General features: G+C 39.7%; 15 protein-coding genes and 1 rRNA gene. 6 read left to right on the forward strand and 10 right to left on the reverse strand.

Annotated features, from left to right (window positions below):
- Positions 1 to 107 precede the first annotated feature (107 nt).
- The 4 genes from DXZ23_RS01590 to DXZ23_RS01605 all read right to left on the reverse strand — a co-directional run bounded on the left by DXZ23_RS01590 (position 108) and on the right by DXZ23_RS01605 (position 4,603).
- Positions 108 to 1,648: ribosomal RNA gene (locus tag DXZ23_RS01590) — 16S ribosomal RNA — on the reverse strand.
- 345 nt (positions 1,649 to 1,993) lie between these two features.
- A complete protein-coding gene (gene hemG, locus DXZ23_RS01595) occupies positions 1,994 to 2,515 on the reverse strand; it encodes a menaquinone-dependent protoporphyrinogen IX dehydrogenase (protein WP_017806376.1) in 522 nt (173 codons plus the stop codon).
- Positions 2,516 to 2,519: 4 nt separating this feature from the next.
- Complete coding sequence (locus tag DXZ23_RS01600; protein ID WP_021723517.1) at positions 2,520 to 3,983, reverse strand: TrkH family potassium uptake protein; 1,464 nt, start codon at positions 3,981 to 3,983, stop codon at positions 2,520 to 2,522.
- Between the two features lie 11 nt (positions 3,984 to 3,994).
- On the reverse strand, positions 3,995 to 4,603 hold the full coding sequence (locus tag DXZ23_RS01605; RefSeq protein ID WP_021723516.1) for a YigZ family protein: 609 nt from the start codon (positions 4,601 to 4,603) through the stop codon (positions 3,995 to 3,997).
- 75 nt (positions 4,604 to 4,678) lie between these two features.
- Between DXZ23_RS01605 and tusA the strand changes: the two genes are divergently transcribed.
- The gene (gene tusA / locus DXZ23_RS01610; RefSeq protein WP_017806373.1) at positions 4,679 to 4,918 is read left to right on the forward strand and encodes a sulfurtransferase TusA; all 240 of its coding nucleotides are present in this window, start codon (positions 4,679 to 4,681) and stop codon (positions 4,916 to 4,918) included.
- A gap of 31 nt (positions 4,919 to 4,949) precedes the next feature.
- On the opposite strand, the gene DXZ23_RS01615 is transcribed toward tusA, so the two are convergent.
- Positions 4,950 to 5,633, reverse strand: coding sequence for a 2,3-diphosphoglycerate-dependent phosphoglycerate mutase (locus tag DXZ23_RS01615; RefSeq protein WP_017806372.1), 684 nt, complete (start codon positions 5,631 to 5,633; stop codon positions 4,950 to 4,952).
- A gap of 163 nt (positions 5,634 to 5,796) precedes the next feature.
- Positions 5,797 to 6,447 (reverse strand): IS1595-like element ISHpa1 family transposase, encoded by a 651-nt coding sequence (locus DXZ23_RS01620; protein ID WP_017805439.1) that lies wholly within the window; start codon positions 6,445 to 6,447, stop codon positions 5,797 to 5,799.
- 142 nt (positions 6,448 to 6,589) lie between these two features.
- Here DXZ23_RS01620 and envC point away from each other — a divergent pair, with 142 nt between their 5' ends.
- From envC to nfuA, 4 genes are all read left to right on the forward strand, one after another.
- Positions 6,590 to 7,795, forward strand: coding sequence for a murein hydrolase activator EnvC (gene envC / locus DXZ23_RS01625; protein ID WP_017806371.1), 1,206 nt, complete (start codon positions 6,590 to 6,592; stop codon positions 7,793 to 7,795).
- Positions 7,795 to 8,640, forward strand: a complete 846-nt coding sequence (locus DXZ23_RS01630; protein ID WP_017806370.1) for a divergent polysaccharide deacetylase family protein — start codon at positions 7,795 to 7,797, stop codon at positions 8,638 to 8,640. The genes envC and DXZ23_RS01630 overlap by 1 nt, the downstream gene beginning before the upstream one ends.
- 204 nt (positions 8,641 to 8,844) lie before the next feature.
- Entirely contained in the window at positions 8,845 to 9,537 is a 693-nt protein-coding gene (locus DXZ23_RS01635) for a hypothetical protein (protein ID WP_021723515.1), read from the forward strand.
- Positions 9,538 to 9,638: 101 nt separating this feature from the next.
- Entirely contained in the window at positions 9,639 to 10,223 is a 585-nt protein-coding gene (gene nfuA, locus DXZ23_RS01640; RefSeq protein ID WP_017806368.1) for a Fe-S biogenesis protein NfuA, read from the forward strand.
- 81 nt (positions 10,224 to 10,304) lie between these two features.
- Here the strand turns inward: nfuA and rpoH are convergent, their stop codons facing one another.
- From rpoH to narQ, 4 genes are all read right to left on the reverse strand, one after another.
- Positions 10,305 to 11,150, reverse strand: a complete 846-nt coding sequence (gene rpoH / locus DXZ23_RS01645; RefSeq protein WP_017806367.1) for an RNA polymerase sigma factor RpoH — start codon at positions 11,148 to 11,150, stop codon at positions 10,305 to 10,307.
- A gap of 209 nt (positions 11,151 to 11,359) precedes the next feature.
- Positions 11,360 to 11,674 carry a DUF2322 family protein gene (locus DXZ23_RS01650; RefSeq protein ID WP_017806366.1) on the reverse strand — a complete coding sequence of 105 codons (315 nt, stop codon included), beginning with the start codon at positions 11,672 to 11,674 and terminating at the stop codon, positions 11,360 to 11,362.
- 11 nt (positions 11,675 to 11,685) lie between these two features.
- The gene (gene murB, locus DXZ23_RS01655; RefSeq protein WP_021723512.1) at positions 11,686 to 12,720 is read right to left on the reverse strand and encodes a UDP-N-acetylmuramate dehydrogenase; all 1,035 of its coding nucleotides are present in this window, start codon (positions 12,718 to 12,720) and stop codon (positions 11,686 to 11,688) included.
- A gap of 12 nt (positions 12,721 to 12,732) precedes the next feature.
- Positions 12,733 to 14,436 (reverse strand): nitrate/nitrite two-component system sensor histidine kinase NarQ, encoded by a 1,704-nt coding sequence (narQ, locus tag DXZ23_RS01660; protein ID WP_017806363.1) that lies wholly within the window; start codon positions 14,434 to 14,436, stop codon positions 12,733 to 12,735.
- Positions 14,437 to 14,763: 327 nt separating this feature from the next.
- Here narQ and DXZ23_RS01665 point away from each other — a divergent pair, with 327 nt between their 5' ends.
- Positions 14,764 to 15,051 (forward strand): chaperone NapD, encoded by a 288-nt coding sequence (locus DXZ23_RS01665; RefSeq protein ID WP_017806362.1) that lies wholly within the window; start codon positions 14,764 to 14,766, stop codon positions 15,049 to 15,051.
- The last annotated feature ends 8 nt before the right edge of the window (positions 15,052 to 15,059 follow it).

Here is a 15,059-nt window from a genome sequence, read left to right on the forward strand (position 1 = left end):
TTCTCATATCGCTAGTTTCTTCAACACCATCACTATTCCTTTCTTTGCTTCTTATTGTCTAACAACCATCACGACAATCTGTGTGAGCACTCATCTATTCTATTTGGTAAGGAGGTGATCCAACCGCAGGTTCCCCTACGGTTACCTTGTTACGACTTCACCCCAGTCATGAATCATACCGTGGTAAACGCCCTCCCGAAGGTTAAGCTATCTACTTCTGGTACAACCCACTCCCATGGTGTGACGGGCGGTGTGTACAAGGCCCGGGAACGTATTCACCGCAACATTCTGATTTGCGATTACTAGCGATTCCGACTTCATGGAGTCGAGTTGCAGACTCCAATCCGGACTTAGATGCACTTTCTGAGATTCGCTCCCCCTCGCAGGCTCGCTTCCCTCTGTATGCACCATTGTAGCACGTGTGTAGCCCTACTCGTAAGGGCCATGATGACTTGACGTCATCCCCACCTTCCTCCAGTTTATCACTGGCAGTCTCCTTTGAGTTCCCACCCGAAGTGCTGGCAACAAAGGATAAGGGTTGCGCTCGTTGCGGGACTTAACCCAACATTTCACAACACGAGCTGACGACAGCCATGCAGCACCTGTCTCTAAGCTCCCGAAGGCACTCCCGTATCTCTACAGGATTCTTAGGATGTCAAGAGTAGGTAAGGTTCTTCGCGTTGCATCGAATTAAACCACATGCTCCACCGCTTGTGCGGGCCCCCGTCAATTCATTTGAGTTTTAACCTTGCGGCCGTACTCCCCAGGCGGTCGATTTATCACGTTAGCTACGGGCACCAAGCCTAAAGCCCAATCCCCAAATCGACAGCGTTTACAGCGTGGACTACCAGGGTATCTAATCCTGTTTGCTCCCCACGCTTTCGCACATGAGCGTCAGTAGCTTCCCAAGGGGCTGCCTTCGCCTTCGGTATTCCTCCACATCTCTACGCATTTCACCGCTACACGTGGAATTCTACCCCTCCCTAAAGTACTCTAGTAAACCAGTCTGAAATGCAATTCCTAAGTTAAGCTCGGGGATTTCACATCTCACTTAATTTACCGCCTGCGTGCCCTTTAAGCCCAGTTATTCCGATTAACGCTCGCACCCTCCGTATTACCGCGGCTGCTGGCACGGAGTTAGCCGGTGCTTCTTCTGTGGCTAACGTCAAATCAGTGTGCTATTAACACACCAACCTTCCTCACCACCGAAAGAACTTTACAACCCGAAGGCCTTCTTCATTCACGCGGCATGGCTGCGTCAGGGTTCCCCCCATTGCGCAATATTCCCCACTGCTGCCTCCCGTAGGAGTCTGGGCCGTGTCTCAGTCCCAGTGTGGCTGGCCATCCTCTCAGACCAGCTAGAGATCGCAGGCTTGGTGAGCCTTCACCTCACCAACTACCTAATCCCACTTGGGCTCATCTTATGGCAGGTGGCAAAAAGTCCCACCCTTTAATCTTCCGATTCTATGCGGTATTAGCCATCGTTTCCAATGGTTATCCCCCTCCATAAGCCAGATTCCCAAGCATTACTCACCCGTCCGCCACTCGTCAGCATTGAAAGCAAGCTTTCAACCCGTTACCGTTCGACTTGCATGTGTTAAGCCTGCCGCCAGCGTTCAATCTGAGCCATGATCAAACTCTTCAGTTTAATCTTTCTCAATTCGTACACTAACAAAGCTCTGTGATTTCATTTAAAATCACGATGAATTTCAGTTACGCACTCATTGTTTATAAATCTTTAATTTTTTCAGAATTCAACAAGTGCCCACACAGATTGTCTGATTGATTGTTAAAGAGCAAAAAAGAACGACGCGAGGTGTACTTTCAAACTGTTTACAACGTCGCGTCGTTGTGTGCGGCGTATTATAGGGATTTTTGAAATCGATGCAAGTCTTTTTTTGCAAAATTTTTTCATTTTTTTGTTGTTTGGTTATTCTTTCAACGCCTTGCAGTTTTATTAGCCGATTTTTGCTGGAGAAATGTAAAGTGCGGTCTAAATTTGGGGTACTTTTTGTACCGCACTTATTTGTGAGGCAAAATCCGCGACTTTTTTCCAATCCGTATATTCAATTTCTTTGCTTGTATCCGTTTCACCACCTGTGAGTTTCATAATAAAGCGGATCATCATTCGGTCAAACCAGCCGTAGCGAGGGTATAGCAATGCTCCCGCAAATACGGCGGAGAGCGTTGGCTGCCAGTGAATACGTTGTAAAAATTTGCGAACATACACGTTAGTTTCAGGCGTATCCTTGCCTGCTTTACGTGCAGTGAGGTTGACGCCAAAGAATGCTGTGCGTTTCTGATTTAAAAGTGCGGTATGTTTTTCAATAAATTTATAGAGCCGTTTATTGAAATGCCCGTATCGGATAGACGCACCAATGACAATGCAATCAAATTCAGTAAGAGAAAGGTTGTCATCTAAGGCTTCAACTTGAGCTTGTAATACCGTGCTAAGCACTTCGGCAATTTTTTTACTTTGTCCATCGTAACTTGAATATAAAATCAAGATTTTCATAAAGTTATGCTCTCCAAAATGCGGGACTAAATAATACTAAGAGGGAGAAAATTTCTAAACGCCCCGCAACCATTGCAAAAGAAAACACATATTTTGCATTATCGGGAACATTCGCAAAACTTGAACTCACCACGCCTAAGCCAGGTCCAGCATTGCTAAGCGTGGCAAAAACCGCACCCATTGCGTCAAATGCCCCCATTCCGCATAAAATTGCAGCAAAGACACACAGCCAATAAGTAAGAAAAAATGCGATGAGAAATGCCCAAATGCGTTCTATCACATTGATCGATAAAAGATTATCACCTAACTTGATAGGAACGACAAGATTAGGGTGAATGAGGTATTTTAATTCGCGTTTAAATTGTAACCAGATAACCAGCACGCGGATCATTTTTAATCCCCCCGAAGTTGAACCTGCACAGCCGCCTAGCACGGCAGAGATGACTAATAGCATACCCAAAAATGGCGGTAATTGGTTGATGTCAAACAGGGTGTAACCTGAAGTCATTGACATTGAAGAGAGCTGTGCCGAGCCTTGTGCGAAAGCATCAACTAAGGAAAGATCCTGATACGATAAATAAAGCCCAAAGGACATTATTAAAATGAATCCCCCTTGAATTAAACAGAAAAAGCGAAATTCAGGATCTTGCCAATACGTTTTTAATACACTTTGATGCTTAAAATGAGTAAATGCCATAATATGCAACCCAAAGTTACAACCTGCGGCAAGCATAAAAATCGCTGCGAGGAAATAAATTTTTGAATCTTTAAAATAGCCTAAGTTTGCGTCGTGCGTGGACATTCCGCCATTTGAAACCGTTGAAAAGCTATGGCACAAGGCATCAAAAAAGGACATTCCCGCCCACCAATAGCCGAGCGTACTGATCACCGTGAGCAAGCAATAAAGTAGCCACAACAGTTTCGCCACTTCCGCAATACGCGGGAGGTTCTTTTGATCTTTCAATGGACCTGAAGATTCAATGCGATAAAGCTGTGTGCCACCAATGCCTAAAATAGGAATAACCGCGACGACTAATACGATTAACCCCATTCCGCCGATCCATTGCAAAAACTGGCGATAGAATAAAATGGATTTCGGCAAATTATCCAGCCCCGACATCACCGTTGCCCCTGTCGTGGTAATTGCCGAAAATGCTTCAAACACCGCATCGGCAAAGCTCATCGAAAGTTCATCAAAGAGCAAAAATGGGATCACCGCAAGCAAGCTCAGCAAAACCCAGAAAACCACCACAATCAAAAAGCCCTCACGAGAACGGAGTTCCTGCTTATGTTGATGACAGGCTCGCCATAGCAATGTGCCAAATAAAAAACTGCTCAAAAACGCTTGCAAAAATGCCTTTCCGCCGCCATCGCCATAAATTAACGCGACAAACGCGGGAACGAGCATCGTTGCGGAAAAGCACATCACTAAAATACCGATAATACGAAAAATGGATAATATATGCACAATGTTCTCTCTTATTTTATCTCTTGCAATACAAGTTGCCCTGCGGAACGCTCGCTAAGTTGCCGCTCAAAGCTGGCTCGCTTATCAGGACGAAGGGCTAATTGAAAATGCACTTTTTCTTGAAAATCCTGCGATTCAATTAGCACATCTTGCTGCTCGCATAAATGCTGTATCAGGTTGATTTGGTCATAATCGCTGGTTAAAAGCACGTGTTCTCGCTCCACTTTAAGCTGAGTGGCTAACAATTTCAACGCTTGCTGAACGCCGTTACCATAAGCACGCACCAGCCCGCCCGTTCCCAATAAAATCCCGCCATAATAACGAACGACCACCGCACTAATCTCCCCAATCTGGCTGCCTTGCAAGGCATTTAACATCGGCTTCCCCGCCGTGCCTGCGGGTTCACCATCATCAGAAAAGCCTAGCGATTGCGAATCAAACGGCGTTCCTGCTACTGCTGCCCAACAATGATGCCGAGCATTCGGGTGTTGTTCTTTAATTTCTCGCCAAAATGCTTTCGCCTGTTCAATGCCTTCCGTATGCTGTAAATAGGTAATAAAGTGGCTTTTTTTAATTTCTTCTTCAAAAACCACCGCACTTTTCGGGATTAAATATTCCATAGTAAAGACTGACTTTGACCGACATTTAATTGATCGGTATTATACGCACAAAATCACTTCAGCCAAAAATAAACAATGAATGAAATAAAAATTCACCACCAATTAGACACCCAAGGGCTACGCTGCCCTGAACCCGTGATGCTCGTGCGGAAACAAATTCGCCATATGCAAGAGGGCGAAATTTTGCTTATCCTCGCCGATGACCCAGCCACAACAAGAGATATTCCGAGTTTTTGTCAATTTATGGAACACACTTTAATTCGAAGTGAAACAGAAAAACTGCCTTTGAAATATTGGATACAGAAAGGAAAATAGAAAAGGTGCGTACTACGCACCTTAACTTTTATTAAAGATAAAACTTCTCAACAAAATTTAATTTATCATCTAATTTTAATACTAAAGGCTGACCTGTTGGAATTTCAAAATCCATAATATCTTCATCAGAAATCCCTATAATGTGTTTAGCTAATGCACGTAATGAATTGCCGTGTGCTGTCACTAAAACGCGTTTTCCCGATAATAATGCTGGTGCAATTTGATCTTCCCAGAAAGGTAAAACACGTTCTAAGGTAACTTTTAAGTTTTCACCATCTGGCACAACATCCTGCGGAAGATTTGCATAGCGACGATCTTTATGTGCTGAATTTGGATCATTTGGATCAAGCAAAGGTGGCAACGTATCATAAGAACGACGCCAAATATGTACCTGTTCCTCACCATATTTTTCAGCCGTTGCTTTTTTATCCAAACCTTGTAACGCCCCATAATGACGCTCATTTAAACGCCAATTTTTAACTTGTGGAATCCAAAGTTGATTAGATTCTTCCAAAACGATATTACACGTTTTAATAGCCCTTGTTAATACAGAAGTAAATGCAATATCAAATTCATAACCTGCATCTAATAATTTTTTTCCAGCTGCTTTGGCTTCTTCTACACCACGTTCTGTTAAATTGACATCACGCCAGCCAGTAAATAAATTTTTTGCATTCCACTCACTAAAACCATGACGGATAAACACTAATTCCATAGAAAATCTCCTAATGTTAATCAAAAAATACTTGGCGTTTATAGCAAATATTTTGTCGTTTTAAAAGTAAAATGCACAAATTTCGTGATCTTTCGCAAAATTTGTGTGCTTATTATTATCTAAAATTCTCTCTTACTAAAATTTTAGGGGCTGTCCTAGATAACTAGACTAAACTCCCTTTAACCAATTGTTTTAAAATAGAAATTTGACTTTTTATGTTGCTGTAATTAAAACGCCATTCACATTCCTTTAAATAAAGCTCAAAATGCGCTTTTGGGATACCATTAAATTTGCGTAAATGGCGTTTTGCTTGGCTCCAAAAATTCTCAATTCCGTTAATGTGGTTATGATTTTCAGCAAAATGTGTGCTGTGATTGATACGAAAATGACTAAATTCACTCACATCAAGCACGTCATAACTACGATAATTATCGGTGTAAACAATACTATCAGGCTTTACCTGCTCCCGAATAATGGGTAACAAGGTGGCAGATTGCGTATTTGGAACCGCAACGGTATAAACCTTGCCATTGCGCTTGAGAAGCCCGAATACCGCAATTTTCCCTGCCGCACCACGACCACGTTTGCCTTTGCGAGCACCGCCAAAATAACTTTCATCGGCTTCAATTTCACCTTCAAACATCTCTAAGTGAAGGCTGTTTTGATAGATGAGTTGGCATAAACGATGAAAGTAATATGCGGCAGTCGTTTTGTTTACATTGACTAACTCTGCTGCTGTCCTTGCAGTAACACCTGCAACAAATAGCTCAATGAGTTTATTTTGTTTGTGCTGACTTAGACGACTTTTTCTCATTGGTTCATTCTAACCTAAATAGATTTTTTAGTTGTTATCTAGGACAGCCCCAAATTTTAATAAAAATTCACACTAAATGCTTAAAGCAAGCACTTAAATAATGATATAGTTATCCTCAGTTTAGATCAGCAGGGTTTCCTTTATGCTAATTTGGTTAAGAAAAATACTTATCGCTTTTTTATGTGTTAGCCCACTTACAATTCAATGTAAAGATCTATCTGATATTCAAAATCAAATTCAACAACAAGAAAAAAGAATAGCCGATAAAAAACGTGAACAAAATAAATTACAATCAACATTACAAGAACAGGAACTCAGAATTGATCATATCATTAATCAGCTAAATAAAACCTCTGAAGACCTTAAAATCATCAATAAAAAAATCGCTGAAACAGATACACAAATAAAACATCTAGAACAACAAGAAAAAGAACAAAAAGAAAAATTAGCAAAACAACTTGATGAAATGTATCGGTTAAATCACAATACATCAATTTTGGAAAAACTACTTTCTGAAAAAGCTCAGCAATCCGATAGATTAATGCGTTATTATCATTATATAAACCAAGCAAGAGTTGATTTAATTAAAGATTTAAAACAAACACAACATTATTTAATCGCTCATAAGAAAGATATTCAACAGCAATACAACGAACAGCAACACTACCTTAATGAACAAACAAAATACCAATTAAATTTGCAAAAAATACAGCAAGAACGAAGAACTACACTTGATAAACTAAATATCACGCTATCCCAAGCACAAAATAAATTAAATGAATTAAAAAATAATGAAGCTGCTCTACGGCTACAAATTCAACGTGCTGAGCAACAAACTAAAGAGCAAGAAAAACGTGAACGAGAAATTCTTGTGCTGGCTCAGCCTCATACAAATAATGCAAAACAAAAACCTTATGTTTCAACTAAAAAAGAAAAACAACTTGAGGTCAACCATTTAGGCTTAGGGAAACCCCAAAAACAATACCAATATCCAACAACTGGAAAAATATTAAACCAATTTGGTTCTACTCAAATGGGAGAATTAAAATGGAAAGGTATTGTGATTGAAGCAGACTCAGGAAAACCTGTCAAAGCGATAGCAAATGGTCGGGTTATTTTAGCAAATTGGTTACAAGGCTATGGATTAATGATAATAATTAAACACGGCGATCACGATTTAAGTTTATATGGTTATAATCAATCGATTTCAGTTAAAGAAGGAGAATTTGTTAGTGCCGGTCAAAAAATTGCGGAAGTTGGTGCTACTGGAGGACAAGCAAATTCTGGACTTTATTTTGAAATCCGTCGGAAAGGAATCCCTGTAAACCCAATAGGTTGGCTGAAATAATGAAAAAATTAATACATCAAAGTGCGGTTAAAATTTCCTTACTTTTTTCTATGCTGTGCTTCTCTCACATAAGCTTTTCACAATCTAAGCTTGCTATTATTATCGATGATATTGGATATCGTTCAAAGGAAGATGCTGCTATTTATGCAATGCCGAAGGAAATTTCAGTTGCAATTATTCCTTCAGCACCTTACGCAAAACAACGCAACGAACTTGCAAAACAGCAGCATCGAGATGTACTCATTCATTTACCAATGCAACCTTTAGGAAAGCACAAAATTGAGTCTGGTGCTTTAACACTTGGGATGACGCAAGAAAGCGTTCAAGAAAAAATACAAAATGCAAAAAAAATTATTTCTGCAGCAATTGGTTTAAATAATCATATGGGAAGTGCTGCAACTAGCGATAAAGATTTAATGAATAAGCTAATGATTGCATTAAAAGAGCAAAACCTATTCTTCTTAGATAGTAAAACGATTGGGCATTCTGTAGCTAACAAAATCGCTAAACAACAGGGTGTCAATACATTAGAACGCAATATTTTCTTAGACAATAGCGATAAACTTATTGATGTTCAAAACCAATTTCAACAGGCTATTCACTATGCTAGAAAACACGGCGTCGCTGTGGTTATCGGACACCCACGGAAAAATACCATTTTGGTTTTACAGCATCAGTTACATCATCTACCAGAAGATATTCAATTAGTTAATATAGGGAGTTTATGGAGAAAAGAAACGATTATTTCTCCATCCCCTTTCATTATGCTATTTAACACTATACCCGCACCGACATCCCAAGCCCCTTTTGAGAAAAAGCCTTTACTAAGAGGGATCCCTTATTAAGCCCCCCCTGTTACTATATGCCATCAAACATAGAGTAATCTTCTAAAAAAACGTATGATGAGCCTGAATATTGCTCAATATTTGTCCTTGAACTTTTATTATTTTGCGATCTAGATCGTAAAAATACATTGAAAAAATTTATTTTATCAAAAATTTGCTTACTATTATGATCAGCCAAGAGAGGATGTGCAGTTAAAAAATTTAATGAATTTTTTCGATTTTCGTTGTGTTCTATGCCAAAAAAACCTATTTATGGGAAACAATGGGATATGTTCACAATGTAACAAAGCAATTGAACGTTATACTTATTGTGGGTGTTGCGGAATGCCCACCCCAAATAATGTACAGTATTGCGGATATTGCTTAAATTCACCTCCGTACTGGGATCATATGATCATAATTGGTCATTATGCACCCCCTTTATCGAAACTAATTCAACAATTTAAATTTCACAACCTCTTTTGGCTCGATAAAACCTTAGCAAGATTATTGTTACTCTCTATATACGAAGCTCGAAGATTACATTTTATCAATTTCCCAGATGCTATTTTTCCGGTGCCTTTGAGCCATTTACGTCAATGGATGAGAGGATATAACCAAGCAGATTTAATTGCAGGTTACTTAGCTAAATGGTTAAATATCCCATATTATCCTCAACATATTCAAAGAATAAAGAATACACCTACTCAACTTGGATTAAACGCAAAAGAGCGAAAACAAAATTTAAAAGATGCCTTTGCATTATCCATTCAATCTTCAAAGTATCACTCAATAGCATTAGTTGATGATGTCATTACTACTGGTTCAACTTTAAATGAAGTTGCTAAGTGCTTTAAAACATTAGGCGTACAAAATATCCAAGTTTGGGGATTAGCAAGGGCTTATTCTTCTAGATGAATTTGATTGCTTATAATGGCTTTAAAGAAACAGTGGAAAAAAAGTTTTTCTACAGGTATTATGCCCGATAGTTTAGCTCAAGTATTACTGAGGAATAAATTATGCAAAAAATTACTATTTCTGACGCAGCTCAAGCACATTTTCGTCGTTTATTGGATCAACAAGAAGAAGGAACAAATATTCGTATTTTCGTTGTAAATCCTGGTACACCAAGTGCAGAATGCGGTGTATCTTATTGTCCTCCAAATAGTGTAGAGGCAACAGATACTGAGATGAAGTATGATACATTTTCAGCCTTTATTGATGAGCTTAGCTTACCTTTTTTAGAGGACGCTGAGATCGATTACGTAACAGAAGATCTAGGAGCTCAGCTCACTCTTAAAGCACCTAACGCCAAAATGCGTAAAGTCGCTGATGATGCACCACTCATTGAAAGGCTAGAATATGTAATTCAAACACAAATTAATCCGCAATTAGCAGGACATGGAGGACACATCACATTGATAGATCTTACACAAGATGGCTATGCTATATTACAATTCGGAGGCGGTTGTAACGGATGTTCTATGGTTGATATTACATTAAAAGATGGTATAGAAAAACAATTAGTAAGTTTATTTCCAAATGAGCTAAAAGGTGCCAAAGACATAACCGAACACCAACGTGGTGAGCATTCTTATTACTAATCATAAATTATTTAACTAATTGTCTTTTTTATGAAAAATCTCCAAAAGTCAGCTAGCTTTTGGGGATTTTACGAGCAAATATTAAAAACTCACTGCACTTTTTAGTTTTTTCAAGGCGTTGGTTTCAAGTTGGCGAACGCGTTCGGCGGAGATATTATATTTCGCCGCGAGATCTTGCAAGGTGGCTTTGTTTTCATCTAACCAACGTGCTTTGATAATATCTTGGCTACGAGCGTCAAGGCTTTCCATCGCTTGGGCGATTTGGTCAGTGGCTTGGGTTTCGTAGTTTTCGTTTTCTAACTCAGCGGCAAAGTTTGAGCTGTTGTCTTCGAGGTATAACGCTGGTGCGTAAGCCTCATCGTCATCATCGTTAGAAAGATCAAAGCCCACATCAGAGCCAGTCATTCGACTTTCCATTTCGATGACATCTTGTTTGGATACACCAAGCTCTTGTGCCACCATATCCACTTCATTATCATTGAACCAACCTAGGCGTTGTTTGGTTTTGCGTAGGTTGAAGAATAATTTACGTTGTGCTTTTGTAGTTGCCACTTTTACGATACGCCAATTGCGTAGCACATATTCGTGAATTTCTGCTTTGATCCAATGCACTGCAAAGGAAACAAGGCGTACGCCCACTTCGGGATTAAAGCGTTTTACCGCTTTCATTAAGCCGATATTGCCTTCTTGAATCAAATCAGCCTGTGGTAATCCATAGCCGGAATAGCCACGCGCAACGTGGATCACAAAGCGAAGATGAGACAAAATCAGTTTTTTCGCTGCCTCAAGATCTTCTTTATAATACAAACGTTCCGCTAATTCCTTTTCTTCCTCTGCGGTCAGCATAGGATATTCGTTCGCAGCACGGATATAGCCTTCTAAACTGCCTTGAGGAACTAACATTAGGGTTTGTGTCTCTTTGTTCATCATATTCCTTCTTATTTTACGCCCAACTCTAGGGCTATTTATAACATAATCTATAATAAGGTCAATCGATTATAACGATTAATCTATCCTTTTCTTGTAGGTTTAGACTATGGACTTTTAAGAAAGTTCGTTACTTTTGATAAATTTTTTACTAAATAAAATAAATCTTCAAAAAACTCGCTAAGCCCCTGTTCTACAAGACTTAACGCTTATTTTTCTTCTGGCACTAAGCGATAGTCCTTGCCCTGTTCAATCACCATAAATAACAGATCAATATTTGGGTGCTTGCCGGGGAATTGTTTGGCGTCTTGTGTGTGTTCAGCAAAAAGTTGCAAGCCTTTTTCTGCACAAGTGCGGTCTAATTTTCCGTTAAATTTCTCTGCCAGTGCATTATACACCCGTAGCGAGCCAAGTTTGCCCGCAATGGCTGGAATGTGGTGAATTTGCTGTTCGCCATCAAATACTGCTAAGCCTGAAAGATGATCGATAGTGGGTAAAGTGGCTAAAATTGTGTTGAAGTCCATTTGGTTCCTCTTTAATTTTGTGTTGAAATAAATTGTTCGCTGTTGATTTCCCCGTCTGTGCCGATAAAACGCACTTCGGGCAGCAAAAATACGCCGAATTTTGCTGCCACCGTTTCTCGGATATGCCGTGCCAAATTGGCAATGTCTTTACCGCTTGCCCCCGCTTTGTTAATCAGCACTAAGGCTTGCTGTTGATGCACCGCCGCCCCGCCAAGCTGGTAGCCTTTTAAACCACATTGATCGATAAGCCAACCTGCGGCAAGTTTCACCGTGCCGTCTGGTTGTGAGTAATGAGGGATTTCGGGATATTGTGATTTTAACTGCTCAAAAAGTGCGGTGCTAATTACGGGGTTTTTGAAAAAGCTGCCTGCATTTCCAAACACTTGTGGATCAGGCAACTTCGCACAGCGAACTTGGCAAATTTCATCAAAAATTTCCACCGCACTTACGCTTTCGGTATTAAAACGCGAAAGCGTGCCGTAATTCAGCACGGGCTTCCACGCTTTGGCTAATTTCAGCCCGACAGCAACGATCATATAGCCCGTTTTGTATTGGCGCTTGAACACACTTTCCCGATAGCCAAATTGACAATCTGCATTGCTTAAACTGAAAACTTCTCCGTTGGTTAAATTTAACACGTCCACATAATCGCACACGTCTTTAAATTCCACCCCATAAGCCCCGATATTTTGGATCGGTGCAGACCCTGCACAACCAGGGATTAAAGCGAGATTTTCCAAGCCATAAATGCCTTGCTGTAAGCTCCATTGCACAAGCTGATGCCAGTTTTCTCCGCCTTGAACGTGCAAATAATGAAATGCTTCATCTTGACGATGTTCGATGCCGTGCAAAGCATTAATGGCAACCACACCGTTGAAATCCTCTACAAACAGCACATTGCTGCCTTGCCCGAGCAACAGGACGGGCAAATTTTGTTCGCTGGCTTGTTGCCACAGGGGAACGATTTGTTCAAGTGCGGTGATTTTTTCCACCTGCTTTGCTTTCGTATCAATGCCAAAGGTATGATAGGGCTTGAGATTTTCCATTTTGTCCAAATCCTATAATGTGTTAGGAAGCGTCATTTTCACTTCCGTTCCGCCCTCAGGGCGACGCATAATGGATAGCATAGCATTAAGTTGCGTGCTACACTCATTCATTATATTTAACCCGTAATGCCCCTCAGGTTCGTCAAGGCTTGGAATGCCCACGCCGTTATCACGCACCAGCAGTTCATATTCGCCGTCCTCATTGGTGTGAGCGATGACTTCAATTTCTGTGCCTTGCGAATGTTTGATCGCATTGAGTACCGCCTCGCGGACAATTTGCAACGCGTGTACAAGTTGCTGAGCATTGAACGTTTGCGAGGGCAGGGAACATTCCACCCGCATTTTCATCTCGGTTTGGTTGCGTAGCGAATCGATCACTTGCTCAAGGGCTAACTGCAAATTCGCCTCTTGCACCGTCAGGCGGAAGGTGGCGAGTAGCTCGCGTAACTGCACATAGCCACCGTTTAGAGCTTGCTCGAAATCTTTGATAATTAACAAACTTTTGGCTTTGGCTGCGTCATCTTCTTTGTTCAGATTATGCTTCAGTAACGTGAGCTGAATTTGTAAATAAGCCAGCACTTGAGCGAGCGAATCGTGCAATTCGCGGGCAATAATAGACCGCTCTTCCATTAGTAAAAGTTGCTGATTCTGCTGTTGTGTTTGGTAGAAATAAAGAGTTCGGCTTAACATTTGAGCAACATTATGCATTGTGCGTAAATCAGGGCAAGGAAAGCCTGCTTGCCAGTATAATATACCTAGTTTTTCACCTTCGATACAAAGTTCAGTTTCTTGCTTTCGTAAATGAGGATTGAATTTCCCTAAATGAATGTGCCAATGTTCTGCACCATAAATTTGTAATTCAATATAACGTAAATATTCATTCACTTTTACCTGACTTAGCACTTGCCGCAAAACTGTAGGATCAATATGATTTGTCGTCACTAATTGCGAACATTGATATAGCATAGATAGTGAGCGATTCAGTTGATTAAGTTTTTGTGTTTTCTCTTGTACTTTTTCTTCTAATTCTAGGTATAACTTTTGTAGATTATGAGCCATTTGCGTAAAAATTAATGATAATCTTCCAATTTCATTATCCTCATTTACATCAAGGGGAATATGACTAAATTTACCTAACTTCACTTGTACACTTGCTAAAGCTAATTTTTTTAGTGGATTTACCATTTGTTTTTTTGTAAACCACGCAACATAAGAAGCCATAGCAATAATAGATAACATTGAAAAAAGAATATAAAGCATCGCAAGAGAAAGCTTATTTTCCACACAATATTGCAAACTGTTCACAAACTCATCAATCTGAGCAACATAATGGGGAACTTCTTTTTGATACGCTTCATAATTCATTTGATTCGCATAATTTTCCATCTCTCCCCAACGTTCAATAAGAGCTTTATAGGCTTGCTTGACATCAGTAGGAATAAAAAATTGATGATTTAATTCTGTCAAAGTGGGGGAATATAATGTAGAGCGATACTGTTGTAAATTTGTAGTCACAAACTGAGGTTCATATACCATTTCATATAAAATACGGTAACTTTGCATTCGTAATGAACCTGATATATTCATTAACTCAGCATCAGATTTATTGCTGAGCATAATAGCAAGGCTGGAAATACTAATAATAGTAGCAAAGATAATGATAAGAAGTAGGTAATTTGTTACTTTTGTTGTAATAGAAGATTTTTTTGTTTTCACGGAAATTTTCGAATGTTAAACTTAATGAAGTTATTCTATCAGAAACTATTTTGTGAGTTTATTTATCTGTGTAAATTTTTATAAGGTAAATATTGAAAAAAATTTGATCTAAAACAAGAACCCTCTCTTTTTATCTACAAATACCTCTATTTGGTTATTAGGGTGGCAAACATACATTGAGAAAATATCCAAATTGTAAAAAGTAGTTTTCAATAGTGTTAAAATATAGAAACTGACTATTTCAATCAGAACTGCTTTAGATGTCATAATAACTGCATTCTAGAACATTTTTGAAAAAATGAATGTGGATCTATTATAGGAATAAAAATGTTAAAAAAATATACAGTAACACCAATGGAGCAGGCTCAAGAGTGGCACGTTTGTGGGTTGGTGATGCAGTGTAATCCACAAAAAATCGCAAAAATTAAGACCGCACTTTTATCTGTGCCACACACTGAAATTCCAGCGGAAGATGTCGCGATGGGGAAATTAGTGGTGGTGATGCAATCACACGATCAGCATATTTTGCTTGAGCAAATGGAGCAGGCACGGGATATTGATGGCGTGATTACTGTGTCTTTAGTCTATCATCAGCAAGATGATGGCAATAATTAATCATACTC

Source organism: Avibacterium paragallinarum, from assembly GCF_900450705.1.
In the GTDB taxonomy this organism is placed as follows: domain Bacteria; phylum Pseudomonadota; class Gammaproteobacteria; order Enterobacterales; family Pasteurellaceae; genus Avibacterium; species Avibacterium paragallinarum.

Excerpts from the sequence above, each read along its gene's own strand:
- hemG (WP_017806376.1), bottom strand. The coding sequence starts at position 2,515 with ATGAAAATCTTGATTTTATATTCAAGTTACGATGGACAAAGTAAAAAA.
- DXZ23_RS01605 (WP_021723516.1), bottom strand. The coding sequence starts at position 4,603 with ATGGAATATTTAATCCCGAAAAGTGCGGTGGTTTTTGAAGAAGAAATT.
- tusA (WP_017806373.1), top strand. The coding sequence starts at position 4,679 with ATGAATGAAATAAAAATTCACCACCAATTAGACACCCAAGGGCTACGC.
- DXZ23_RS01615 (WP_017806372.1), bottom strand. The coding sequence starts at position 5,633 with ATGGAATTAGTGTTTATCCGTCATGGTTTTAGTGAGTGGAATGCAAAA.
- DXZ23_RS01620 (WP_017805439.1), bottom strand. The coding sequence starts at position 6,447 with ATGAGAAAAAGTCGTCTAAGTCAGCACAAACAAAATAAACTCATTGAG.
- envC (WP_017806371.1), top strand. The coding sequence starts at position 6,590 with ATGCTAATTTGGTTAAGAAAAATACTTATCGCTTTTTTATGTGTTAGC.
- DXZ23_RS01630 (WP_017806370.1), top strand. The coding sequence starts at position 7,795 with ATGAAAAAATTAATACATCAAAGTGCGGTTAAAATTTCCTTACTTTTT.
- DXZ23_RS01635 (WP_021723515.1), top strand. The coding sequence starts at position 8,845 with ATGAATTTTTTCGATTTTCGTTGTGTTCTATGCCAAAAAAACCTATTT.
- nfuA (WP_017806368.1), top strand. The coding sequence starts at position 9,639 with ATGCAAAAAATTACTATTTCTGACGCAGCTCAAGCACATTTTCGTCGT.
- rpoH (WP_017806367.1), bottom strand. The coding sequence starts at position 11,150 with ATGAACAAAGAGACACAAACCCTAATGTTAGTTCCTCAAGGCAGTTTA.
- DXZ23_RS01650 (WP_017806366.1), bottom strand. The coding sequence starts at position 11,674 with ATGGACTTCAACACAATTTTAGCCACTTTACCCACTATCGATCATCTT.
- murB (WP_021723512.1), bottom strand. The coding sequence starts at position 12,720 with ATGGAAAATCTCAAGCCCTATCATACCTTTGGCATTGATACGAAAGCA.
- DXZ23_RS01665 (WP_017806362.1), top strand. The coding sequence starts at position 14,764 with ATGTTAAAAAAATATACAGTAACACCAATGGAGCAGGCTCAAGAGTGG.